This is a genomic window from Halomonas sp. KM007, assembly GCF_050709225.1.
Lineage (GTDB): Bacteria > Pseudomonadota > Gammaproteobacteria > Pseudomonadales > Halomonadaceae > Vreelandella > Vreelandella hamiltonii.
On sequence record NZ_CP136131.1, the window covers coordinates 107,152 to 130,014 of the forward strand.

The following is a 22,863-nucleotide window of genomic DNA, read 5'->3' on the forward strand; positions in this document are numbered from 1 at the left end:
TTTGCTAATGCTCTGAAGGTTTGGAGGAGGGGCCTGAGCAGCAGCCATCATCTTCCTTGCAAAGCTGCTCGCTGCGGCCGCCCGGCACCGGGTCCATGCCCCCCGCGCTGCCGGGGTGGCAACGCAGGATGCGCTTGAGCGCCATCCAGCCCCCTTTGAAAGGGCCATGCACCTGGATGGCTTCGATGGCATAGGACGAGCAGCTGGGCCAGTAGCGACAGCGGGGGCCCAAGAGCGGGCTGATCGTATATTGATAAAGCCGAACCAGGCCGACCATCAATAGTGACACTCCCTTGATCAACGCGTTCTTTACCACCTTCAGCGCTTTCAAGAGGGTGCCTTCAAGGGCTTTTTTTGCCATACAGCGTGGCGGGGTCGATCAAGGGCTCGCTGGTGATGGCGGCCTTGTGGGCATCCACCGCCACGTAAAAACAGCTGCGCCTGCCGGTATGACACGCGGGCCCCGTCTGGTCTACCTGCAGCAGCAGCGTATCGCCATCGCAATCCAGCGCAGCGCTTTTCAGATGCTGCTGCTGGCCGGACGTCTCACCCTTGCGCCAGAGCGCCTGACGAGAGCGAGAGTAGTAGCATACTCGTTGGGTAGTGAGCGTTTCTTCCAGCGCTTCCCGGTTCATCCAGGCCATCATGAGCACTTCGCCGCTGTCGTGCTGCTGTGCTATGGCAGGCAGCAGGCCATCCGAATTGAAGCGCACCGAGGCCAGGATGGTCGCCACATCGGGCAGCGTGTCTGAAGGGGAGGCGGACTCCAGCGACTTGAACAGATCGCCGTCGTACTGGTTGACTATGGACATCACGCGTTACTCGCAGGTCGGCACGCCTGGCACAAGCCCTGAAGCTCGATGGTCTGGCGCTCTACATGAAAGCCCTGGCGCTTGGCCAGCGCAGCCAGCTGGTCGCTGATTTCGTCCAGATGAAGCTCTTCCACATAACCACACTGACGGCAAATCAACAGCTGAAAGCCGTGGACGTGCTCCGGGCAGGCGCAGGCAACGTAAGCGTTCTGCGACTCGATGCGATGCACCAGCCCCTGGTCGATCAGGAACTCCAGCGCCCGATACACCGTCGGTGGCCGTGCGGCGGCATGCTCCGTGGAGAGCTGATCCAGCAGGTCGTAGGCTTTCAGGCCGCCACCATTTTCGGCGATCAACTCCAGCACCCGGCGGCGGATAGGGGTAAAGCGTACACCGCGAGTGTGGCACTGAGACTCGGCTTGTTGCAGTAACGTGTTGGCTTCAGTCATTGGACAGCTCGTTGAACATCATGGGCCTAGTCTACGCGCTTGCCGAAGAGGTGTCAGGCGTTTCCACCAGCTCGCTTCGCCGCGCAAAGTGATGCTGGGCAAACGCAACCCGCTTGGCAACGGGAACGTTATCTGGCTGCCGTTCGATCAAGTCCAGGCGGCGGCGCAGGCCTTCGCCATTGGTCATCTGGATGGCCAGGCCAGGGCGCGCGTTCAGCTCCAGAAGCATGGGGCCATGCTCCCGATCCAGCACCATATCGGTGCCGAGGTACCCCAGCCCGGTCATTTCATAGCAGCCCGCTGCGAGGTGCAGCAGCGTTTCCCACTGAGGTACCACCAGGCTAGCCAGATCATGCCCGGTGTCCGGGTGGCTGAAGCAGGGGCGGTCGAACTGCACACCGCGCAGCGCGGCTCCCGTGGCGATGTTCAGCCCTACACCCACTGCTCCCTGGTGGAGGTTGGCCTTGCCATCCGAGGCCGCCGTGGACAGGCGCATCATGGCCATGACCGGATACCCCTTGAACACGATGACGCGAATGTCCGGCACGCCTTCGTAGGTATACTCCAGCAGGCTCTCGTCGAAGTTGATCAGCGTTTCGATGACCGCGACGTCAGGGGAGCCCCCCAACGAATAGAGCCCCGAAAGTAGGTTCGAGACATGTCGCTCGATATCTTCCATGGTCAAGGAAGCACCGCTGGGCTTGAAGAACAGGCCATCCTCGACCCGCTCGATCACCAGGATTCCCTTGCCGCCGCTGCCTTTGGCGGGCTTGATGACGAAACCATGGTGACCTACCAGCATCTCGCTCATGTGCTTGACGCCGAATTGCGTGGTCACGGTACCGATCAGTTTGGGCGTGGTAATGCCGTACTGCTCGGCCAGCAGCTTGGTCTTGAGCTTGTCATCCACCAGCGGATAAAGATGGCGCGCGTTATATCGGCCGATATAACGAATATTGCGCCGATTCATGCCAATGATGCCTTTATCCCTCAGCCTGGTCGGCCAGGTCCAGTTTTCGAACCAACTCATGAGGGCTTCTCGTCATCGGTGATGGGTTTGAAGCGACGCAGTTCCAGCAGGCGATAGCCGGTGTAGTTGCCCAGCAGCAGAATGAACGCCATCAGGATCAGCTGTACGCCAAGGAAGTTGAAGGTGATGTGGCGCACCCAGGGGTTGTTCATGGCCAGGTAAGCCAGCACCGCCGTGAGCAGGCTGCCGCCGCCCTGGATCAGTACTTGCTTGGGGCCTTCCTCTTCCCAGAGGATCGACATGCGTTCGATGGTCCAGGCAAGAATGATCATCGGGAAGAAGGTCACCGTCAGGCCCGCACTCAGGCCCATGCGGTAGGCGAGTACCGTAAAGATGGAGATGATCGCGATGACCGTGATGATCACCGCCGACACCCTCGCCACCAGCAGCAGGTTGAGGTAGGAAAGGTAGTTGCGGATGATCAGACCAACGCTGACGATCAGCAGGAAACCGATCAGACCGGTCAACAGGGTGGTCTGGATAAAGGCCAGGGCAATCAGTACGGGCATGAAGGTGCCCGACGTTTTCACGCCCACCAGCACGCGCAAGAAGACCACCACCAGCGCGCCAATCGGGATCAGCAGAATCGTCTGGAACAGCGCTTGCTCTTCCAGGGGCAGGCTGTGAATCGAGAAGTTGAGCAGCGTATCATCGGAGTAGTGGTTGCGAACCGCCGCTGATGCAGGCTGATTGTGGGTCAGCATGGAGAACGATACTCGCGAGTTGGTACCGCCCTGTACTTCGAGCACGGCACGCCCGCCGGTTTCCCAGAGCAGCAGGTTCTCAGGGCGACCGCGCTCGCCGGTGGCAGGATTGAACAACGCCCACTCTTCGGCGGCCTGGTCGAATACCTGGATCCAGCTACTCAGGTTCTGGCGACGCCGTCCATCCTCGAGCAGCAGGCCACTCACTTCACGGGCCTGAACGCCCGCCTGGTTGAGCAGGCGCACGATCAGCGCAGAGGGCTGCATCTGGGTCAGCAATAGACGGGCATTTTCCCCCTGGCGTTCGCCAGTAATGTCGAGGATGAGCTCGCGGGCAAAGGTCGCGTTGTTGGCGCTACGCGCCCAGGCACGCTCGATGAGCTGGCTGGCGGCCGTGTCATAGGGGCTTTCCCAAGGGGTAATGCTGGGGATCCCTGGTGGCGTTTGAATGGGAGAGCGAGCGTCGGGGGATACCAGCATCTGCACGGAGTAGTAAAGCTGCTGACTACCGGCCGCGTCACGAATGGTCCACTGCGCCTGACGACCCATCTCATCGGCCTGGTACGCCAATCCATAGCCGGAAGACGCAGTATTTTCAGTCAATACGCGGTAACCCGCCTGATGAGAAGGCAGCGCGAAGTCTACCTGCACCGGCCCGTTCTGCGCATTGAAATTGATGACGGCTTCGATTTCCCATACCTGCCGCTGTTCACCCGGAAACCAGGGTATTTCGAACTGCAGATGCCTATGCACACTGGTGGCAATACCTGCCAACAGCAGCAACCCAACGATAAAATAAAATGGTAACCGGGACATGATGATTCCTTTCAGCGTAAAGCGGCAGGGGAGTGATATTACTCTTCGGTATCGTCTTGATCGGCCGCTTCATCGTCAGCCGCCTGCTCAGAAGGTTCACCGCCTGGAAATTCGGGGCGTTCATGAAGGTAGGTTTCCGCCACGTCGATGGTGGCAATGTCCATCATGAAGCGGCGACCCAGCAGCACCGGAAAATCCAGATGGGTACGGTCGTTCAGGGTGAACTCGACGTTCTCGCGGATCGGCCCCAGAGTCATCAGCAGCGAGATCACCGGACGCGACTCTTCGCCAGAAGCTTGCACGATTCTGACACGACGCTGGATGGGCGCCTCGATCCACTCGTCCCGAACGCGATCTACGACCACATCGTCTTCATTGAGTGCCAGCTTGAAGCGCACCCAGTTTTCACCGTCACGCTCAAAGCGCGTGATGTCCGAGGCGGACAGCGAGGAAGTATTGGCGCCAGAATCCACTCGGGCCTTGAGGTACGTACCGATGCCGGGAAAGCCGACCCATTCGCTGCGCCCAAGCAGCGTCTTGCCGTCTTCGACGGCTTCTGTCGGACACTCTTCACGAATGATCACGGGCTCCTCACCACGAGCTTCGAGATTGGCGACATCGTCACGCAGCAGGCGCAGGAGGCTTCCCACTTCGCGCACGTCGGCGGTCAGCGTGCGCTGCTGGGCAAGCTGCTGTTCATTGAGCGCCGAAGAAGCCTGACACTGTTGCTGCAAGCTGGATTCGAGTTCAAGGATACGCGTGTTGAACGACGCCTCGCTTAGTGGCGGGGGCTCATTCGATTCGGGCTGCGTCACTGCACAGCCTGCAAGCGACATCGACAAACCGGCCATTAGCCATAAAACACCTGAGCGCATAACGAGGGATATCCTTAAACAATAAGAGCACGAATGATAAGGAGAAGGGTATCTGCTTGTCCAACGTCACGGCGGCTTTTCATGGGCTCGCAAGGTGTTTGTGGCACACTATTTAACATAATATATATTATGCGAACTTATGTGTCTGAAAAGACGTGGATGAACGCTCATAGGCAGAACTGCAAGTGGCGCCAACCGACGACTGACGCAAAGCGGCCTGGCACCAGGCCAGGCCGCAAACACCTACGTCCGACGATCAGTCGTCAGCGGGTGCGTAGGATCCATCTTCACGGTGCACTTCGTTGCCGGTAATCGGCGGCGTGAACACACAGGCCAAGTGCATGGTCTTGTGGGCACGCAGCAAGTGCTCATCGTGCTGGTCGAGGATGTAGATGTCACCTGGCTTGATGGGCCAGATCTTGCCATCTGCCAGGGTTTCCACTTCGCCTTCGCCTTCGATGCAGTAGACGGATTCGTAGTGGTGCTTGTAGTGAATATGAGTCTCGGTCCCTTCAAAGATGCGCGTGATATGGAACGAGAAATTGCCGCCGTCATTGGCCAATACCAGGCGCGTGCTATCCCAGTTGCCGTTTTCGGCCGTGACGAGACGGTCGGTCTTGCGAGCTTCTTCGATATTACGAACGATCATGGGCGTACTCCATAACGTGGCAGCCAAGGCGGCTGCCGTTCCATTAAGCGTTGATGACTTTCTTGACCGACGCTTCCAGAATATCCAGCGCTTCGAGCAGGTCGGCATCTGGAATGGTCAGCGGGCACAGACATTTGACCACTTCGCCATCCTGGCCACTGGTTTCGATGATCAGACCCTCCTCGAAAGCCGTGCTGGTGATCTTGTCGGCAATCTCACCCGAGACCACATCGATACCACGCATCAGGCCACGACCGCGCTCTGTAGCAGGCATGCCGTTCTCGCTGAGCAGCGCTGCCAAGGCCTTGAAACGTTCTTCGACGATACGTGCTTTACGCTGAACGTCGCGTTCGAAGGTATCGTTGGACCAGTATTTTTTCAGCGCCGCCGTGGCAGTCACCATGGCGAGATTGAAACCACGGAACGTACCGTTGTATTGGCCTGGCTTCCACTTGTCGAGCTCCGGGCGCATCAATACGTGGGCGAACGGCAAGCCAAAACCTGACAGCGACTTGGAGTTGGTCACGATGTCTGGCGTGATGCCTGCATGCTCGAAGCTGAAGAATTTGCCGGTACGGCCACAGCCTGCCTGAATGTCGTCCACGATGAGAAGAATGTCGTGGGCACGGCAAATCTGTTCCAGGCGCTTGAGCCACTCCAGGCCCGCCACGTTGATACCGCCCTCCCCCTGCACGGTCTCGACGATGACGCCGGCCGGAACATCGAGACCACCCGACTTGTCGTTGAGCAGCTTCTCGAAGTAATCCAGCGTATCGGCGTGCTCGCCCATGTAGCCATCGAACGGCAGGAAGCTGGCGCCCTGAGTGGGAATACCGCCGGTGGCTTCGCGGAACTTGCGATTACCGGTGGTGGCCAGTGCGCCCATGGTGACACCGTGGAAGCCGTTGGTGAAGGTCACAATGTTATGGCGACCTTTAGCAACACGGGCCAGGCGAATGGCCGCTTCCACTGCGTTGGTGCCGGTAGGCCCAGGCAGATGCACCTTGTAGTCCAGACCACGTGGCTTGAGGATCACGTTTTCCAGCGTTTCGAGGTAGTCACGCTTGGCGCTGGTCCACATGTCCAGGCCATGTACGACGCCATCCGTAGCCAGATAGTCGATCATTGCCTGCTTCAAGTGCGGGTTGTTATGACCGTAGTTGAGCGTTCCGGCACCGGCAAGAAAATCGATGTACTCACGCCCATTCTCATCGGTCAGGCGTGCGTTCTGGGCCTTTTTGAAGACGACAGGAAAAGAACGTGAATAGGTACGAACATTGGATTCCATGCGTTCGAGCGTCTGGGTCTGCATAAGCGACCTCCTTATCAGTCGGGTCTGGTTGGCCTGATCGGCAAAAAGTGGCAGCCGGGGCAACACAAGCGGGAAAACCGTTAACCTTGAAAGCTGTCAGAGACTGCCAGTTTGAAACGGGCCGATTCTTACCAGGTTTTCCGGATCGTGCTCTCCACCGAGCTGCTCGGTCGAAAAGTATTCACGGCTGTTCAACGGGGCCTGCCAGCGGGCAGCCAAGCGGCGAAAGAGCCCCCAGGATGCCTGATTGTCAGGGGTGATGGTGGTTTCGAGGTGGTGCACGTCATCCAGTTCAGGACGCGACATGATCGCCTCTACCAGCCGCCGTGCAAGCCCTGTACCACGCGCTTTCTCGCCTACGGCAACTTGCCACAGGAAGTAGGTATCAGGGGCATTGTCTTTCACATAACCTGAGACGAAGCCGACGATCTCACCCTCTTCGTTGGTGGCCACCGCACAGGTATCTCGAAACTGGGTTGCCAGCAAAAGATAGGCATATGCGGAATTGACATCCAGCGGCGGGCACGCCTTGACCAGCTCGTAGATGCCCCAACCGTCATCGGCATTGGGCTTGCGAATGAACAGCGGCGCTTCGGCATGGCCCACGACGGCATCGGCCACGGTGGGTCTGGCGAGCTCTGCTGAGGGTGTAAAAGGCTTGATAGGCGTACTCATGGTTATGCTTCGCTGTAGCGAATTTGAGCTTCATTATAACAGCTGATTATGAGCAATTCAAAAATCATATTATTTATCCGAAGGTTTTCCATAATCCAGGATTATCAAAGTGGCCCTGCCGCTCACAGGACTGGCCTGCACGATCACGATTCACTGAGTCTAGAACACCCACGCGTATGCGCGAGACAAAAAAAGAGGCAAGCTTCCGCTCGCCTCTTTTTTTGACACTAATGCCCCTGGCCAAGCCGACGCTCAGTAGCGTGAGGGAGTCCTTAGCGTGACGAACTCTTCTGCCGCCGTGGGGTGAATGCCCACGGTACGATCGAAGTCTTCCTTGGTCAGCCCTGCGCGCACGGCAATGGCAACACCCTGGATCAGCTCCCCCGCCTCTTCACCTACCATATGAGCCCCCACCACGACGTCAGTCGCATCGTCGACGATCAACTTCATCAACACACGCTCATCGCTCCCCGAAAGCGTGTGCTTCATGGGCTTGAAATCGGTGCGATAGACTCGAATGCCGTCGAACTGCTCTCTGGCGGCTTCTTCGGAGAGCCCTACCGTGCCGATATTGGGATGACAGAAAACAGCGGTCGGTATCGTGTGGTAATCCAGTGGCCGCGGGGGCCGCTGATGGAAGTGGATGTCGACCAGCTGCATGGCTTCTGCCAGCGCGACAGGCGTCAGTTCTGGGCCCGCGGTCAAATCTCCCAGCGCTAGAACGGAGGGCACACGGGTCTGGAATCGAGCGTCTACCGGTACTTTGCCGTCTGCATCAAGCTCGATCTGCAGCGCCTCGAGTCCCAGTCCTGCCGTATTGGACTTTCGACCCGTCGCTGCCAGCACGGCATCGACTTCCAATACGTCTCTGTTGGTCAGCTCCACTCGGAGCGCGCCACACTCCAGCGCATCGATACGAGCGATGTTGACACCAAAATGAAGATTGACGCCTTTCTTGGCCATTTCCGCGCGGGTGAACTCCCGGACTTCCTGATCGAACCCTTTCAGGAACATCTCACCGCGATAAATGAGGTGGGTGTCGCTCCCCAGCCCATTGAAGATGCTGGCAAACTCCACCGCGATATAGCCGCCCCCCAGCACCAGGAAACGCTCAGGGAAGCGTTCGAGATCAAACACCTGATTGGAGGTGAGCGCCAGTTCGCTGCCCGGAAACTCGGGCACCCATGGCCAACCGCCCGTCGCCAGCAGGATCTTCTCGGCACTGTAAGTGGTTTCCTGACCCTCTTGGGTCAACACAACCTGGTGCGGCCCTGCCAACCGTGCACGGCCATTGAGCAGCGTGACGCCCGCACCTTCCAGCATACGCTGGTAAATGCCATTGAGACGCTTGATTTCGCTGGTCTTGTTGTCGCGCAAGGTGGCCCAGTCAAAGGTCGGTGGCGCACTCATTTGCCAGCCAAAACCTGCCGCATCGTCAAAGCTATCGTGAAAATGCGCAGCGTAGGAGTAAAGCTTCTTGGGCACACAGCCCACGTTGACGCAGGTGCCACCCAGGTAACGATCCTCAGCTACCGCTACCCGAGCGCCCGTCGCGGCGGCCATGCGCGCGGCACGCACCCCCCCCGATCCCGCCCCAATCACCAGTAAATCGTAATCATGCGCCGTTTTGGCTGACCCGGTGTCTGACATCGTTTCTGACATGGTTGCTTCTACTCCTTGCTTGAAGCTGCCGCACTTGATAGGCAACCCCCGATTGATCTGGAACTGACGAGACGCATAAAACTCGTTACTCTGTACGCCCTCGGCAGCATCGGCATGCTGCTTCTACGATGGAACTCGTGCTCCTGGGAGACTCAATTGTCCGATAAAATTGCCACGCTGCTGGAAAACAACCGCGCCTGGGCCGAGCGGATGTGTCAGGAAGACCCTGATTATTTCAAGCGCCTCTCGAGCCAACAAAAGCCAGACTACTTGTGGATTGGCTGCTCCGATAGCCGCGTACCGGCCAATCAGATCATCGCGTTGCCGCCTGGCGAAGTGTTCGTTCACCGCAACGTCGCGAATCTTTTGCACCATACCGACATGAACGCCCTGTCGGTGGTGCAGTATGCCGTCGACGTCCTCAAGGTCAGTCATATCATGATCGTTGGCCACTACGGCTGCGGGGGCATCAAGGCCGCCGTCACCGGAGGCGAGTGCGGCGTCGTAGACTACTGGCTGCACTCGGTGCGTGAGCAGTACAACCAGCACCGCCCAACGCTGGAAGCCCTGCCTATCGACGCGCAAATCGATCGAATGTGTGAACTCAACGTACAGGCGCAAGTGAACAGCCTGTGTCGCACCAAGATCCTCCAGCGCGCCTGGCAGCGTGGCCAGGAGATCTCGGTGCATGGTTGGGTATATGGCCTGGACGATGGCCGGGTGAAAGACCTCGATTGCACCATAAGCGGGCTCGAACAGGTCGAAACCCTCTACCGCATCGACCGCGTTCAGTCGGGCGATTGAGCATAGGCCATCGCGCTAGTTGTAGCGATAAGCGCGGTGGCAGCTCCGGCAGCTGAGACTCACGTCCGAAAAGGCCCGCGTAGCGGCACGGTAATCCTCCTGCTGTGCGGCCTCCACCAGGTCGGCTACTTTTTCTTCCAGGTCAACGAAACCCGCCGAGAAGTCTTCCCACTCCTGCCATATTTCCGGCCGAGCATCGGAACCACGCCCATGGGTGCCTTCGATGAAGGCAGGCAGGAAGTGCGCTTGCGTGGCTTTCTGCTGCAGCTCCTCCAGGCGAGGTTCGGCCCCACGAGCATCACGATTATTGACCAGGTCAAAACGCAGCTGGCGCAGCAACCGCTCCAGGTCTTTCAACTCATCCTGGCGCCATATCACGGCTTCTCGTTCACTGGCAAACGGCGTATCTTCTACCGTTGTCGGCATGTCCGGCGTGCTGGCCTGAGTCGTCGACCCCAGCGTCAACAGCGCACACCCCGCCATGTTAATCAGCCATGGATAGTCACGTCCACGTCGCCACATCGTTGTTATCCTGTTCAAACGGTCATCGTTGTTAGCCAATCGCACAGGTCACGCCCGTGCCCTTCAACCCGCAATAGCCACCGGGATTTTTATCGAGGTACTGCTGGTGGTACGCCTCGGCATAGTAGAACGTGTCCAGCGGTTTGATTTCCGTGGTGATACGCCCTTTGCCCGCCGCTTCCAGCGCTTGTTGAAACTCAGCGGCACTCTGCTGGGCACGCGCCAACTGCTGCGCCGTGGTGGTGAAGATCGCTGAACGGTACTGGCTGCCGATATCGTTGCCCTGACGGTCTCCCTGAGTAGGGTCGTGCTCTTCCCAGAAAATCTGCAGCAGCTTTTCCAGACCAATCACACTCGGATCATAAACGACCCGCACGACTTCCGTGTGCCCGGTAAGCCCGGTACAGGTCTCCTGATAAGTAGGGTTGGGAGTGGTACCGCCCGCATAACCGGCAGCTGTGACGACCACACCGGGCTGACGCCAGAAAAGGCGCTCCACGCCCCAGAAGCAGCCCATCCCCAGCACGATTTCCTCGCAGCCAGCCGGAAATGGCGGATGCAGCGACGCCCCCGTCACGGTATGCACCTCACTGGTCTCGATAGGCGTGCTGCGGCCTTCGGGTGCCGTCTGGCGAGATGTAAAAAACGACATCGATGTTCTCCTATTGCTGCGGATAGACGTAAGGATCGCCCGAGCGGGTAAAGGTGTAAATCAGGTCAACCGCTTGATTCGCACCAGACACCGCCTGGAGGTACAAGTTCCGCCACAGGGTGTAGCGCAGCGTCAGCTCAGCGATGGGTGAGAAAATGCCTACCCCGTAACTGATGCGCAAGTCATCGGTCAGCTGGCCACTCACCGCCACTTGGCTTTCATCGCCCGCACCAGTGGTATCCAGCGTCAGGTCATCGATCCCGAAGGCTTGTCCCAGCGAGCCGACGGCCCCTCCGGTACGACCCAATGACATGCCGATCAGTGCCGTGGTCAGGGCACTATCGATGCCGCCACCCGAAGCGTCAGGGGCACGACCACGTAACAGATACGAAAGCGCGCGGGTCTCGTCCATGGAGGGTTCGGAAAAGATCATGACGTTCGGCTCTTCGGCGTTGCCCGAGACCCGCAGCCCGGCAATGACTTCGTCTTCGGTAATGTCCGGATTACGAATCGCTTCGAAATCCAGCACTGGCAAGCCAGGCGGACCGCTAAACAGCAGTTGTCCACGCCGAATCAGCAAGTCCTGCCCAAAGGCCTGGAAGCGGCCATCCACCAAGTTTACGTCACCAAACAGCTGCAGCACCCCGCTCTCCTGGCGTATTTCCAGGCTACCCCCTAAACCAGACTCGAGGCCGTAGGCGGAAATCTGCATGTCGCGACCCAGGGTCAAGGTAATCAGGACATCGATGGCCATGCCCGTGGCCGCCAATTCCTGTGCGGCGCTGGGATCTTCACCCGCCTCGATGGCGCGCTGGCGCGCCTGTTCGGCTTCTCGATCATCACGCTCGGTAATGATGATCTCATCGGGGCTGGGCGAGGTGGCCGACGAGGGCAAATCGCCTATTTCCAGCCGCGCCCAGGGCAGGTCGACATTGCCCCTGACCTGCAAACGCTCTGGAGTAATGCGTACACGAATGTCTGGTGCGGCTTCCAGGCGGCCGAACTGGGGCAGTACCACCAGCAGGGGCTCCTGAGTGGCATTGAGATCTATCCCGATCCGCCAGGCATCGCTGGCTGGCCAGTAAGCTTCGCCGCTGATGTTCAACCGGCCTCTTTCGGCGGCTACGAAGCCGTCGATATCCCCCTGCTCGCCATCGAAGGTGATGCCGAATTCACCGTCCTGAACACCCACCGGGATGTCCGGGCCATGTACTCGCAGGCCACGCAAGGCGAGCTGCCCCTGCAGGTCGGGCTGCTGTGTGCTACCGCCAATTTGGACGCTGCCGTTCAACGCCCCCTCGAGGCGGTCCATACCCAGCATCATCGGACGATAGGGTTCCAGGGAGACATTGTTGGCACGCAGTTCGCCTGCCAAGGCTCCTTGATCCAAGGGGTCGTTGACGGAAAGATCGAGGGTTATTTCTCCGGCTTCGGACAGCGAGAGCAGCAGGTTGGCATCGGCCTGTGATTGATTGGCCTCGATTTGGGTATCCAGACTCAACACCGGCAGGGCCACCGGCTGGCCGTAATCGTTGATGGCGGTGATCGCCAGCTCACTGAGTACCTGCACGTTGGCTTGCCAGCGCGCGCCACCCTGACGCCAGCTGGCCGCCAGCTCAGCGGTCGTGGCACCTTCGAAGCTCCACTCTTCGGGCAGGAAAGGCTCGAGCATTTCCATGGGAACTTCGCTGAGCCGGAGGCTGGCCTGCCCTTGCTCTGCCGACGCTGTCATGGGGTCATCCGAGCAGATCAGGCCACCTTCCAGCCGCCGCAAGCAGAATGGCGACAGCCGCGCCTGGCCATTGGCCAGGTTGTAGCCGATATCCAGCGGCGCTTCGAGGCGAATACTGCCCGCCTCACTGTCCAGCTCCAGCGGCATCAGCCGGGCTTGATACTGCTCGGCGGCCTGATTGAAGCGCCCGCTCAGGGCGAGCGATGCGGCGCTGAGCACGTTGCCTGGCGCACCGTCGACAGTGACGTTCAGGGTGTGCTGGGACAAGCGCCCGTTCAGATTGATGGCCAGATTGGATAAGGCCTGACCACCAGCATTGACGTTTTGAGCATCGAGTTCGATACGCAAGGAGGGATCATCTATCCCTTGTACATTGGCTGCCAGACCCAGGTTGTCGATACGATTCTCTACAAATCTCAGCTGGTTGCCGGTCAGCCTTGCGACCAGCGCGGGTGCGCTGAAGCTACCGGTGGCACGCAGATCACCATTGAGGCGCCCTGCCAGCTCCGGATGCAGCGTTTGCAGTTCGGTGAGCGCAATATCCGCCTGCAGCGACATGGCTTGTTCACTCACTTGGCCGGAAGCCGTCAAGCGGTTGTTACCCTGGGTGAACAGCAGTCGTTCGATATCGACTTCCAGATCGCTATTGGCCTCCAGCGCGGCCGTCAGCGTCAGCGGATACTCTTGCAGCTCACCGTCGATGGCCAGCTCAGGGAGAGCGATGTCCCAACGCTCTCCCTGCTGCTGAACACTGGCAGTAATGCGCCCATTCAGGTTGCCTTCCAGCTGATCGACGAATAGCGAGGGATCCAGGTTACTCAATTGCACATTGGCATCGATGCGCAGTGCGTCGGCCCAGTTCACTTGGCCCTCGCTGGTCAAGCGGCTCTCTTCGATACGCAGATTCAAAGGCGCCCAGCGAAAGGAAGTCATGTCACCCTCGCCGGTCAAGTCGATGGAGGTACCCGGCACTTGAGGTGCCTGGGTATCGACCAGCAGTCTGACGTCGTAGGCATCCAAGTTGCCGTTGATGGTCAAATCCAACGCCTGCGCCACGTAGGTGTTATCTGCATCACGCTCCATGCTTTCCAACGGCCACTCGACGCGTTCGCTTTGCAAACGCGCGGTAAAGGGCACATCAGGCGCGAGGACATCTGCCTCGGCCGCCAGGGTCGCGTTGATCTGCCCAGACACATCCAGCTCCGCCGACAGGTCCGCCAGCGAGCCAGAAAGCCTTAGCGTCAGCGTTTCTCCGCTCAAGGCCGGGAAGAGTTCCGGCAACAGGAGTACGCTTTGCAACTCGGCCTCCAACGGGTAATCGTCTGCCAGCGTTACCTCCGCCATCAATCGTGCCGTGGCATCTTGGGTATCCACTTCAAGCGCAGAAAGCACCACGTTGTCACGCTCAGCATGTCCGGCCAGCAGTACTCGCTCCACGTCATAGGTGAACGCACCGGCCACGCTGACATCGGTGACCAACAGCGACGTGATCGCCACATCGATGGGTAGCTCGATGGCAGGCAGCGACAGCCGTTCACGCGGTGCCGGGGAACCCGCTATTGGCTCCTCGTCGTGGGGCTGATTCACTTGGATGGCACTATCGATACCGACGGCGGTGAGCGGCGTGTCGATATCCTCTGTGAGCTGCCCACCCGGTGAAAGCGGCAGATAAACGGCAAGGCGTTCAAGGCGCGTCGGCTCGATGATGAGCTGCTGCTGTGCGCCAGAGAGGGAGGTGGTAAAGCGTTCCCAGGCCACATGGGTGCCATCGGCCAGGTGCAGTTGAACGTCACTGAGATCGATATCACGCAGCTCGATAGGGAATGGCAGGTGAATACGCGAAAGGGGCGTGGATTCGCTGTCGGGCTCTTCAGGTGCATCGCTGGCAGACAGGCGGATATCGGCGCCCGAGAGGTGCAATCTTTCCAGGCACAGCCTACCTGACAGCAGACAATCGTCGGCCCAGGCAAGCTCTACCTCATCCAGGGTCACCTGCGTGCCCCCCATGGCCAAGTGAAAGCCCTGAAGCCGAAAGCTCTCCAGCAGCGCCCCTTCCTGCTGTTCATAGCTGAACCAGCCGCGCTGTTCCCCTTGTGAGAACAGCTGTGCCGTGCCCCAGGGGGACAGCGCCACACCCAGCAACAGGGCGGCCAGGCCCAGCACCCAAAGGGGCAACAGAATCATTAAACGCAGCAGACTCCATAGCGTCAGCCATAGGCGACGCCGACTAGAGAGCATCTCGCGGTTTGGGGGTGTCGTTACATCAACCTTGGCCAAAGAGCTCTCCTAGAATTCTGGTCCGATCGAAAAGTGCACTCGGTAGTCATCGTCGTTGTCGAACGGGTGCGCAACATCAAAACGTATTGGGCCCACCGGCGATACCCAGCGCACACCTACCCCTGCCCCGGTTTTCAGCTCTTCGGGGCCCCAGTTATCGAATGCATCACCGCTGTCGATGAAGGTAGCGCCCCACCAGTCGCCTGTCACACGGCGCTGATATTCCAGGGTGGACGTCAGTATCTGCTGACCGCCGCGCAAACGACCCTGCTCATTACGGGGCGATAGGCTTTCGTAGGAGTAACCGCGCACGCTGCGATCCCCACCGGCAAAAAAGCGCAGCGATGGGGGCAGCTTGTCGAAGTCATCGGTTTCGATAGCCCCGATGCTCAGGCGAGCCACGAAGCGGTTGTCGCTGCCCAGCATACGAATCCATTCGGTGTCTCCCGTCAGACGGGCAAAGTCGGCATCGGAGCCCCAGGCACTGTCGGAGTATTCCAGTGACAGCTGCTGGCGATCCCCCCAGAGGGGAAAGCGCTGGGGGCGAGTCCGTGTGCGCGACCATTGAATGCCGGGATAGAAAAGCCATACCTGGTCGGCCTGGCCCCCTTGGGTAAAGTCCTCATAGGTGGTTCTGAAGTAAAGCGTTTGCACCCAGCGGTTCTCGAACTCCCAGCGACGCGCTACCTCGACCGTACCCTGCAGTGAGCGGGTATCGCTGTCATCGATATTGCGCACGCCGTACTGGAGGCGATAGTTATCGCGGATCGGGTCTTCTAGCGGGATGTTATACACCCCGGTGAAGCGCTGTTCCGGCGCTGAGAGGTAGAGATTGTGTTCCAGACTGTGGCCCAACGGATTGATCCACGGCTGACGCCAGCCAAAGCGCAGCCTGGGGCCTACATCGGTGGCAAACCCTATCCCCACCTCGTACTGATGGCGGTCGGCGGGTTGCACGTTGACATCAACAGGAAGGCGCGTATCGTCGCGGCTATGAAGACTCAGCGCGCTGGCCAGTGCCGCACCGCTGATACGCGGCCGAACAGGCTGTGAGGCCACGGCTTCGCTCCACCAGGGGGAGCCTCCCGTTGGCGGCGCAATGATCAGTTCCCGAGCGGTTTCAAGGCGTGGTCGCACCGACACCGAGCTGAACCAGCCGGTTTCGGCCAGGCGCTGGTTGTAGAGGGCCAGGGACTCCGCCAGGTAAGGGTCGCCTTCGTCGAATGTCTGCATCTGTCGCAGGCGTTCAGGGTCGATGTGACTACCGGTAATCAGCGTGTTGCCGAACTGGTAGCGAGGCCCGCTATCGAACCCCATGTAGAGTCTGGCACTTTCCAGGTAGGGACGTACTTCCATACGGCGGTCCGAAAACCCCCAGTCGAAATAGCCACGCTCGATGGCCAGCCCGGAAAACTGGTTGCGCAGTCGATCCCAGGGTGCGTGACGCAAAGGGTCTCCCACTTTGAGCGGGAAGTCGTCTAGCGCTTCCTGGAAGGGGGGGTCATCCGCCGCATCGCCAGTGACGTTGATCTCGAGTACGTCTATCTTCACCCGTGGCCCAGGCTCGATACGAACGGCAATCGGAGTCTCTTCGAGAGAGACACGCACCTCGGGCTGGTAATAGCCATATACCCGCATGGCTTCCTGAGTGCGCTGGCGAATTTCACCTTCCAAGCGCACATCGGTGTACTGCTCGGCGTCGATGTTTTCCAGATAGGCATCGATATTGTTACGCACTTGCTGATCGACACCGCTGATGTTGGCTTCCAGCCCCCATACCGACACCGAAGCCGCCAATAACGGTAGTGCACAAGCCATGCGCACCATGCCAGGCCATTGCCGTTGTCTTCCCATGCGTCTTTATCCCTAACCCCAAATTATCGGCGTGTGGCGTGCTAGTTACGCAGCATCTCCATTTGTGCGCTAAAGGCCAGTTGGGCTTGCCGCACCTGTCGCACATCGCTTTCGAGGGTCGCCAACCGCTGCGACCACTCGGCTTCCAGTGACGCCAGCTCGGACTGGCTTGCAAACGTGGCGGTGGTGTCATCCTCCAGCGCTTCAGAGAGCTGGGCAAGCTGTTGCTCCATGGTATCACGCCACTGCTGCTGCTCGGCCAAGACAGCCTGCTCGCTGGCCAGTTGCTGCTCCAGCTGCTCGAGTCGTTGGCCGAAGGACTGTTCCAGATAAGACACCTCTTCAAGCAGATTTTGTCTACCGGAAGTCCCTACCTGCTCCAGCGCATTCAGCGAGGCACGAATCGCTGCCAGTTGGTTGTCTCGCATGGCAGCTTGCTCCTCCAGACGCTCGAACTGCTGAGCGACGGAGTTCAGCGCATCACTGGAGGCACTGGCCTCATGGTCAGTGAGCAGGCCATACAACTCTTCACGCGTGGTGGAGAGCGCAATGGCAAGTTGCTCCTGCTCCTGGAACAGTGTGGCCATTTGAGCCTGTACAAAGGCTATCTCATCCTGGGTATCGGTGTCACCCGAGTCCAATCTTGCATGAAGATTGGAGACCTCGCCACTCACCCGGTTGACTTGTCGCAGGAGCTCTTCACGCTCGTACCACAACAGCACCGATGCCCCAGCCAAGGCCACGACGAGCAACATCAGGAAACACCATAACGGCCAGAGCCTGGGGCCTTTGCGATGCCGCAAGTGCTGCGCAGTGAAGCTCTGGTCGACATCCGGCACGATACGAGGTGATGAGGTGGCGTCAGACATGATTTTTCCTTAGGGCAACATCGGGTCGGCGCGACGTCCAATTCCCCGGTAGTGTAGGCCACAGCTGGCAACAAAAGCAGGGTCATAAATATTGCGGCCATCCAGTACCAGTTTTTCGCCCAGCAGCGTCGCCAGGCGATGCCAATCCGGGTTCCAGTAGGTCTTCCATTCCGTCACCAGCATCAAGGCATCTGCCCCTTGGCACGCCAGGTAAGGGTCGCCTTGGACGGTAATCAAGTCATCGCGCTGGCCGACGGCTTCATGCAGGGCCGGCAGCGCTGCCGGGTCATGCACCTTGACCGTTACGCCCTGCGCCCAAAGGGCTTCCAGCAGTGTCAGCACAGGGGCGTGGTCGATTCGTGCCGTTCCCGGCTTGAAGGCAGCCCCCCACACGGCAATCGTCTTGCCCGCCAGGTTACCATCGAAAAACGCCCACAATTTTCTGAACAAGGTCTCTTTCTTTTGCTCGTTGATATCCATGACCTGCTCCAGCAAAGCAGAGTAACGGCCATGCGCCGATTGAACATCGGCCAGGCCCATCAGATCACGGGAGAAATTGGGGCCACCAAAACCACAGCCGGGATAGAGATATTCGAAACCGATTCGGCTATCCGCCCCCATCCCCTGGCGCACATGCTCCACGTCCACACCCAAGGTATCCGCCAAGCCAGCAACTTCATTCATGTAGCTGATACGCGTGGCCAACATACCATTGATGGCCAGCTTGGTCAGTTCAGCCGCTCGACAGGGCATACGCTGAAACACTTCGGTGCGGCGATTGAAGGCCCGCAACAACTCACGCGTGACCTGCTCACCGTGAGCATCATCACAGCCCAGTAGCCAACGCACCGGCCGAGTGAAAGCGGACCATGCCCGGCCTTCTTCCAACGTGTCAGGCAGCGCCACACGGCTATGCTGATGGCCCATCAACGCATGAAGGCGCTCGGTTTCACCCACAGGGAAAGTCGAGTTATTGATCAGCACGCCGCCTTGATAATCCGCAAACGTGGAACTGTTGAGCAGATGGCGCGCAGAATCACGTTGGCTAGGTGACAGAGCCAGCCAGACCACATCGGGCGCGTGAGACGAGTCGAGTGTTTCGATGACGCGCAGTTGCCCCGACGCCAAAGCCTGTTCCAGCTGCGCCATGAGCGAAGGCTCACGGCGCAGCCAGTCGACCTGAGCCAACGATGACCAGGGCATGTCTTCGTGCAACAGCCAGTCCACCTGATGACCTACCCAGGCGAGGGCGGCAGCCGCCGTGGCGGCACTCAGCTCGCTACCGTGCAGTAATACCCGCATTCAAAGGCTCTCCATGGCAAACAACCGTCGATAAAATAGGGGGTTGGGCATCATGCCTCGCTCCTTTTCATGCGTTCCGCTCCGAGAGTGGTTAGAATACTCCCATACTCAACGATAGAAGGGTGATGGGCAAGGCATTGCCCTCTCCGCTTTATTGCCGACTTGCTCAGGGAGCCATACCATGTCATCGACTCTTCAGGATAGCACCACTGACCGCCTACAGGGCAACGTTGATGCGGCAGAAGTTGCCAAATTTGAAGCACTTGCCAGCCGCTGGTGGGACCCTCACAGTGAGTTCAAGCCACTGCACGACATCAACCCTTTGCGGCTGGATTTCATTGATGCTCGCGCTGGCCTGGCAGGCAAACAAGTGCTGGATGTAGGTTGCGGGGGCGGCATCTTGAGCGAAGCCATGGCGCACCGTGGCGCACGCGTGACCGGTATCGACATGGGCGAAGCACCGCTGGGAGTGGCCAGACTGCACGCTGAAGAGAGTGGTGTGGCTATCGACTACCAGCACATCAGTGTCGAAGCACTGGCTGCCCAGCAGCCTGACACGTTCGATGTGGTCACCTGCATGGAGATGCTGGAGCACGTGCCAGACCCGGCTTCTATCATCCGTGCCTGCAGTCGACTGGTACGGCCAGGCGGCCACGTTTTCTTTTCTACGCTGAACCGTACGCCCAAGTCCTACGCCTTCGCTATCGTCGGTGCCGAATACCTGCTCAAGCTACTTCCCCGTGGCACCCACGACTATGCAAAATTCATTCGCCCCTCCGAAATGGCCCACTGGGCGCGTAGCGCCTCGCTGGAAGTGCGTGAGCAGAGCGGTTTGACCTATAACCCGCTGACACGACACTACCGCCTGGTGGCCCATGACGTATCGGTCAACTACATGATGCACTGTCGCAAGGTGAGCGAATAGATGCGCCCTACTGCCCCCCACGCCGTGATCTTCGACCTGGATGGCACGCTGGTGGACACAGCGCCGGATCTGGCCGCCGCCACCAATGCCTTGAGAGCCCATCATGGCCTCACGGCCCTGCCCTTCGAACAGATTCGCGGGCAGGTCTCCAATGGTGGCAGTGCTCTGGTCACGCTGGCTCTGGGTCTTGACAGCGGCAGTGACGAGCATGAGCAGGCGCGTGACTTTCTACTCGATGCCTACGAGCAGAAAGTCGCCGTACACAGCCGCCTGTTTTCTCCACTGGACGTGTGGCTGCATGCCTGGCAAGAACACGCTCGCCCTTGGGGAATCGTCACCAACAAGCCACGGCGCTATACCGTTCCGTTATTGGATGCCTTGGAACTCACACCTGGGGCACTGCTGTGTGCCGATGACTTGAGCGTCAAGAAACCCGCCCCCGAGCCTCTATGGGAAGCTGCCAAGCGGTTGGGCGTAGCACCCGAGCGTTGTTGGTACATAGGCGATCATGTCAGGGACATGCAGGCAGCGCGAGCGGCTGGCATGCTGGCCGTAGCGGTGGGCTATGGCTACATCAGCGAAGAGGACGACTACCAGCAGTGGCCTGCCGATGTTTGGTTTGCGACGTGCGAGGAGCTGGTGGCCGCGTTAGACGACCACCACTCCCAGTGACATGCTCATCGGCCCATGGGGCCGGTGGCGCACTTGCTGCATCCCTTCAGGCAAATCAACTACGCGGCGGCTGGGCATCGTACTTCTGGCCGCTGACCCCTTGGCTGTCCGGGCCCATCAGCCATAGGTAGGTGGGCATGATCTCTTCTGGCGTGCGCAGCGTCAGCGGGTCTTCGCCAGGATAGGCCGAACGCCGCATCTGGGTTCGCGTGGCACCAGGATTGAGCGTGTTCACCCGCACATGCGGCTGATTTTCGAGCTCGTCTGCCAGCACTTCCATGAACCCTTCGGTGGCAAACTTGGAGACTGAGTAGGCGCCCCAATAAGCACGACCTTTACGACCGACGCTAGAGGAGGTAAAGATCACCGACGCGTCATCAGACGCCTGCAGCAGCGGCAACAGCGCCTGCGTCATCCAGATGGGGCCGTTGATGTTCACCTGCATGACCTGTTCCCACAGCTCGGGATTGTACTGGTCGAAGGGGGTGATACGGCCCAACAGCCCTGCATTGTGCAACAAACCATCCAGCCGACCGAACTCGTTGTTCAACGTCTCGGCCATGTCGTGGAAGTCTTTTAACGTAGCGCCTTCGAAGTTCAACGGGAAAATGGCTGGCTGAGGACCGCCTTGAGCTTCGATTTCATCGTAAACGCGCTCCAGCTTGGCAATGGTACGACCAAGCAAAATCACGGTTGCCCCATGTTTGGCATACTCAAGCGCTGCAACACGCCCTATGCCATCGCCCGCACCGGTTACCAACACGACGCGGTTTTCAAGCAAGCCAAGCGCTGGTTGATAGTCGATTTTGCAGTTCATGAGGATTCCTTGATCCAAGAAAGCCGATTAACCGGCTGATTGACGGAGAAAATCATTGGCAAGGCCAGCAGCGCTGCTTTGCGGGTAGTCGTCACGCACTTGCTCCAACAGCTCACGACTGCGTGCCGCTTCCCCTTTACGCGCCTTGACCAGTCCCAGCTTGTAAAGCGCATCAGGCACTTTGGAGCTGCCACTGTATTGCTCGATGACACGTGTAAAGGCCTGATCTGCCGCGTCCAACTCACCTTCTGCCGCGTACAGTTCGCCCAGCCAGTAATGGCCATTGGCAGTCAGGCTGCTGTCCGGGTGGTCGGCCACGAACGATTCGAAAGCCGCAATGGCATCGCCGAACTGGCGCGCCTGCACATGAGCAAAAGCAGCCTGGTAATCGGCCTGAGCGTCGTCACTGACATTACGGGCCGATGGGGCCTGGGCCACCTGCTCGGCAATTTCCGGTTCGACCTGAGGCGTGGACTGCTCGATCTGACTGGGGCCGCTACTCATCAGGCGGTCTTCGATATCCAGATACTGCTGCTGAGACTGCCTACGCAGCTGTTCCAACTGGTGGCGCAGCTCTTCGATCTGGCCTCGCAACTGCTGGATTTCCTGCTGGTGCTCTTGCACCTGATTGAACAGCACCAGATTGCCACCCGACGCCTCCTGACGCTGCGTCTGCTGGTAGAAACCCGAGGAACCGGAAGAGAGGTCTTGCACCAGCGGCTGTTGGGCAACGGCTGAAGCAGAGAGCAGGGATAAGGGCAATACGGACAGCGGGAGCACCAAGGCTCCCGCACCGCACAGCCTCTCAAAATAGCGTTTGAGACTGTGATTCATTGATAGCTCCGAAGGGCCATTGGCATGCCTGATAACAGGCACGCCAACGCTATCAGTAGTTGAAGACTACACGACGGTTCTGAGAGTAAGCGCTTTCGCTCTGACCGCTTACCGCCGGACGCTCTTCACCGTAACTGACAACGCTCATCTGTGAAGGAGAAACGCCCTGAATGTTCAGGAAGCGCTGCACGGCTCCGGCACGACGCTCGCCGAGGGCCATGTTGTATTCACGCGTACCGCGCTCGTCGGTATGACCATGCAGAACGACGCGCGCGTTCGGGTTGGCACGCAGGTAGCGAGCGTGGGCCATGACGACCGACTCGTACTCGCTCTTGATGGTATCGCGGTCAAAATCGAAGTAGATGGTACGCACTTCGGGAATACGCGAGTCGGCTTGCTGACCAGCACCCGAGCCAGTGGTGGAACCATACTGACCACCCGCACCTGCGCCCGACGTGCCAGACCCTACGCTGCTGCCAGACTGGCTGCCGTAGGCGTCCCCGTCCTGGGATCCGCCGGTGCTGGAACAGCCAGCGATAACTACGATAGATAACGCTACTGCCAATGAGCGAGCCAACGGCTTAAGTTGCATAATCAGACTCCTTGCCTGAAAACAGAG

General features: G+C 59.1%; 22 protein-coding genes. 3 read left to right on the forward strand and 19 right to left on the reverse strand.

All coding sequences use genetic code 11. From position 1 onward, the window contains the following. Positions 1–4: 4 nt before the first annotated feature. From yidD to gorA, 10 genes are all read right to left on the reverse strand, one after another. The gene (yidD, locus tag RVM27_RS00535; RefSeq protein ID WP_237718584.1) at positions 5–277 is read right to left on the reverse strand and encodes a membrane protein insertion efficiency factor YidD; all 273 of its coding nucleotides are present in this window, start codon (positions 275–277) and stop codon (positions 5–7) included. A gap of 64 nt (positions 278–341) precedes the next feature. Next, the gene (gene hisI, locus RVM27_RS00540; protein WP_498957141.1) at positions 342–812 is read right to left on the reverse strand and encodes a phosphoribosyl-AMP cyclohydrolase; all 471 of its coding nucleotides are present in this window, start codon (positions 810–812) and stop codon (positions 342–344) included. Further along, complete coding sequence (locus tag RVM27_RS00545; RefSeq protein ID WP_039177943.1) at positions 812–1,261, reverse strand: transcriptional repressor; 450 nt, start codon at positions 1,259–1,261, stop codon at positions 812–814. The genes hisI and RVM27_RS00545 overlap by 1 nt, the downstream gene beginning before the upstream one ends. Before the next feature lie 31 nt (positions 1,262–1,292). Then, positions 1,293–2,291, reverse strand: a complete 999-nt coding sequence (locus tag RVM27_RS00550; RefSeq protein WP_039177944.1) for an alpha-L-glutamate ligase-like protein — start codon at positions 2,289–2,291, stop codon at positions 1,293–1,295. Next, positions 2,288–3,811, reverse strand: a complete 1,524-nt coding sequence (locus RVM27_RS00555) for an inactive transglutaminase family protein (RefSeq protein ID WP_498957142.1) — start codon at positions 3,809–3,811, stop codon at positions 2,288–2,290. Before RVM27_RS00555 ends, RVM27_RS00550 begins: the two co-directional genes overlap by 4 nt. Before the next feature lie 38 nt (positions 3,812–3,849). Beyond that, positions 3,850–4,686 (reverse strand): ATP-dependent zinc protease family protein, encoded by an 837-nt coding sequence (locus RVM27_RS00560; protein ID WP_498957143.1) that lies wholly within the window; start codon positions 4,684–4,686, stop codon positions 3,850–3,852. 256 nt (positions 4,687–4,942) lie between these two features. After that, positions 4,943–5,335: an ectoine synthase gene (locus tag RVM27_RS00565; RefSeq protein WP_016913836.1), complete on the reverse strand. Its 393-nt coding sequence runs from the start codon at positions 5,333–5,335 to the stop codon at positions 4,943–4,945. 43 nt (positions 5,336–5,378) lie between these two features. After that, positions 5,379–6,647 (reverse strand): diaminobutyrate--2-oxoglutarate transaminase, encoded by a 1,269-nt coding sequence (gene ectB / locus RVM27_RS00570; RefSeq protein ID WP_016913835.1) that lies wholly within the window; start codon positions 6,645–6,647, stop codon positions 5,379–5,381. A gap of 96 nt (positions 6,648–6,743) precedes the next feature. Further along, positions 6,744–7,322, reverse strand: coding sequence for a diaminobutyrate acetyltransferase (ectA, locus tag RVM27_RS00575; protein WP_039177953.1), 579 nt, complete (start codon positions 7,320–7,322; stop codon positions 6,744–6,746). 252 nt (positions 7,323–7,574) lie between these two features. Continuing rightward, positions 7,575–8,984, reverse strand: coding sequence for a glutathione-disulfide reductase (gene gorA, locus RVM27_RS00580; protein ID WP_287805331.1), 1,410 nt, complete (start codon positions 8,982–8,984; stop codon positions 7,575–7,577). 156 nt (positions 8,985–9,140) lie between these two features. Between gorA and can the strand changes: the two genes are divergently transcribed. Beyond that, positions 9,141–9,788, forward strand: a complete 648-nt coding sequence (can, locus tag RVM27_RS00585; protein ID WP_498957144.1) for a carbonic anhydrase — start codon at positions 9,141–9,143, stop codon at positions 9,786–9,788. A 15-nt stretch (positions 9,789–9,803) separates the two neighbouring features. Here can and RVM27_RS00590 read toward each other — a convergent pair whose 3' ends face one another. Genes RVM27_RS00590 through RVM27_RS00615 form a run of 6 tightly spaced genes read right to left on the reverse strand, consistent with a single transcriptional unit; the run spans position 9,804 to position 18,996 of the window. Continuing rightward, the gene (locus tag RVM27_RS00590; protein WP_287805336.1) at positions 9,804–10,310 is read right to left on the reverse strand and encodes a c-type cytochrome; all 507 of its coding nucleotides are present in this window, start codon (positions 10,308–10,310) and stop codon (positions 9,804–9,806) included. Positions 10,311–10,341: 31 nt separating this feature from the next. Beyond that, the gene (gene msrA, locus RVM27_RS00595) at positions 10,342–10,962 is read right to left on the reverse strand and encodes a peptide-methionine (S)-S-oxide reductase MsrA (RefSeq protein WP_016913830.1); all 621 of its coding nucleotides are present in this window, start codon (positions 10,960–10,962) and stop codon (positions 10,342–10,344) included. 10 nt (positions 10,963–10,972) lie between these two features. After that, positions 10,973–14,971, reverse strand: a complete 3,999-nt coding sequence (gene tamB / locus RVM27_RS00600) for an autotransporter assembly complex protein TamB (protein ID WP_498957145.1) — start codon at positions 14,969–14,971, stop codon at positions 10,973–10,975. Positions 14,972–14,980: 9 nt separating this feature from the next. Then, a complete protein-coding gene (gene tamA, locus RVM27_RS00605) occupies positions 14,981–16,825 on the reverse strand; it encodes an autotransporter assembly complex protein TamA (RefSeq protein ID WP_498941420.1) in 1,845 nt (614 codons plus the stop codon). Between the two features lie 41 nt (positions 16,826–16,866). Beyond that, positions 16,867–17,694 (reverse strand): hypothetical protein, encoded by an 828-nt coding sequence (locus RVM27_RS00610; RefSeq protein ID WP_287807295.1) that lies wholly within the window; start codon positions 17,692–17,694, stop codon positions 16,867–16,869. A 9-nt stretch (positions 17,695–17,703) separates the two neighbouring features. After that, a complete protein-coding gene (locus RVM27_RS00615) occupies positions 17,704–18,996 on the reverse strand; it encodes a nucleotide sugar dehydrogenase (RefSeq protein WP_287807297.1) in 1,293 nt (430 codons plus the stop codon). 181 nt (positions 18,997–19,177) lie between these two features. On the opposite strand from RVM27_RS00615, the gene ubiG reads away from it, so the two are divergent. Together ubiG and RVM27_RS00625 are read left to right on the forward strand one after the other, a co-directional pair. Then, positions 19,178–19,921 carry a bifunctional 2-polyprenyl-6-hydroxyphenol methylase/3-demethylubiquinol 3-O-methyltransferase UbiG gene (gene ubiG / locus RVM27_RS00620; protein WP_287807299.1) on the forward strand — a complete coding sequence of 248 codons (744 nt, stop codon included), beginning with the start codon at positions 19,178–19,180 and terminating at the stop codon, positions 19,919–19,921. Continuing rightward, entirely contained in the window at positions 19,922–20,593 is a 672-nt protein-coding gene (locus RVM27_RS00625; protein WP_498957147.1) for an HAD family hydrolase, read from the forward strand. 55 nt (positions 20,594–20,648) lie between these two features. Here RVM27_RS00625 and RVM27_RS00630 read toward each other — a convergent pair whose 3' ends face one another. The 3 genes from RVM27_RS00630 to pal are packed head-to-tail and all read right to left on the reverse strand — an operon-like array spanning position 20,649 to position 22,836. Continuing rightward, positions 20,649–21,410 (reverse strand): NAD(P)-dependent oxidoreductase, encoded by a 762-nt coding sequence (locus RVM27_RS00630; RefSeq protein ID WP_498957149.1) that lies wholly within the window; start codon positions 21,408–21,410, stop codon positions 20,649–20,651. Between the two features lie 27 nt (positions 21,411–21,437). Continuing rightward, entirely contained in the window at positions 21,438–22,244 is an 807-nt protein-coding gene (ybgF, locus tag RVM27_RS00635; RefSeq protein WP_498957150.1) for a tol-pal system YbgF family protein, read from the reverse strand. 52 nt (positions 22,245–22,296) lie between these two features. Next, entirely contained in the window at positions 22,297–22,836 is a 540-nt protein-coding gene (gene pal, locus RVM27_RS00640) for a peptidoglycan-associated lipoprotein Pal (protein WP_039177975.1), read from the reverse strand. Between the last annotated feature and the right edge of the window lie 27 nt (positions 22,837–22,863).

Excerpts from the sequence above, each read along its gene's own strand:
- yidD (WP_237718584.1), bottom strand. The coding sequence starts at position 277 with ATGGTCGGCCTGGTTCGGCTTTATCAATATACGATCAGCCCGCTCTTG.
- hisI (WP_498957141.1), bottom strand. The coding sequence starts at position 812 with ATGTCCATAGTCAACCAGTACGACGGCGATCTGTTCAAGTCGCTGGAG.
- RVM27_RS00545 (WP_039177943.1), bottom strand. The coding sequence starts at position 1,261 with ATGACTGAAGCCAACACGTTACTGCAACAAGCCGAGTCTCAGTGCCAC.
- RVM27_RS00550 (WP_039177944.1), bottom strand. The coding sequence starts at position 2,291 with ATGAGTTGGTTCGAAAACTGGACCTGGCCGACCAGGCTGAGGGATAAA.
- RVM27_RS00555 (WP_498957142.1), bottom strand. The coding sequence starts at position 3,811 with ATGTCCCGGTTACCATTTTATTTTATCGTTGGGTTGCTGCTGTTGGCA.
- RVM27_RS00560 (WP_498957143.1), bottom strand. The coding sequence starts at position 4,686 with ATGCGCTCAGGTGTTTTATGGCTAATGGCCGGTTTGTCGATGTCGCTT.
- RVM27_RS00565 (WP_016913836.1), bottom strand. The coding sequence starts at position 5,335 with ATGATCGTTCGTAATATCGAAGAAGCTCGCAAGACCGACCGTCTCGTC.
- ectB (WP_016913835.1), bottom strand. The coding sequence starts at position 6,647 with ATGCAGACCCAGACGCTCGAACGCATGGAATCCAATGTTCGTACCTAT.
- ectA (WP_039177953.1), bottom strand. The coding sequence starts at position 7,322 with ATGAGTACGCCTATCAAGCCTTTTACACCCTCAGCAGAGCTCGCCAGA.
- gorA (WP_287805331.1), bottom strand. The coding sequence starts at position 8,984 with ATGTCAGAAACGATGTCAGACACCGGGTCAGCCAAAACGGCGCATGAT.
- RVM27_RS00590 (WP_287805336.1), bottom strand. The coding sequence starts at position 10,310 with ATGTGGCGACGTGGACGTGACTATCCATGGCTGATTAACATGGCGGGG.
- msrA (WP_016913830.1), bottom strand. The coding sequence starts at position 10,962 with ATGTCGTTTTTTACATCTCGCCAGACGGCACCCGAAGGCCGCAGCACG.
- tamA (WP_498941420.1), bottom strand. The coding sequence starts at position 16,825 with ATGGGAAGACAACGGCAATGGCCTGGCATGGTGCGCATGGCTTGTGCA.
- RVM27_RS00610 (WP_287807295.1), bottom strand. The coding sequence starts at position 17,694 with ATGTCTGACGCCACCTCATCACCTCGTATCGTGCCGGATGTCGACCAG.
- RVM27_RS00615 (WP_287807297.1), bottom strand. The coding sequence starts at position 18,996 with ATGCGGGTATTACTGCACGGTAGCGAGCTGAGTGCCGCCACGGCGGCT.
- ubiG (WP_287807299.1), top strand. The coding sequence starts at position 19,178 with ATGTCATCGACTCTTCAGGATAGCACCACTGACCGCCTACAGGGCAAC.
- RVM27_RS00625 (WP_498957147.1), top strand. The coding sequence starts at position 19,922 with ATGCGCCCTACTGCCCCCCACGCCGTGATCTTCGACCTGGATGGCACG.
- RVM27_RS00630 (WP_498957149.1), bottom strand. The coding sequence starts at position 21,410 with ATGAACTGCAAAATCGACTATCAACCAGCGCTTGGCTTGCTTGAAAAC.
- ybgF (WP_498957150.1), bottom strand. The coding sequence starts at position 22,244 with ATGAATCACAGTCTCAAACGCTATTTTGAGAGGCTGTGCGGTGCGGGA.
- pal (WP_039177975.1), bottom strand. The coding sequence starts at position 22,836 with ATGCAACTTAAGCCGTTGGCTCGCTCATTGGCAGTAGCGTTATCTATC.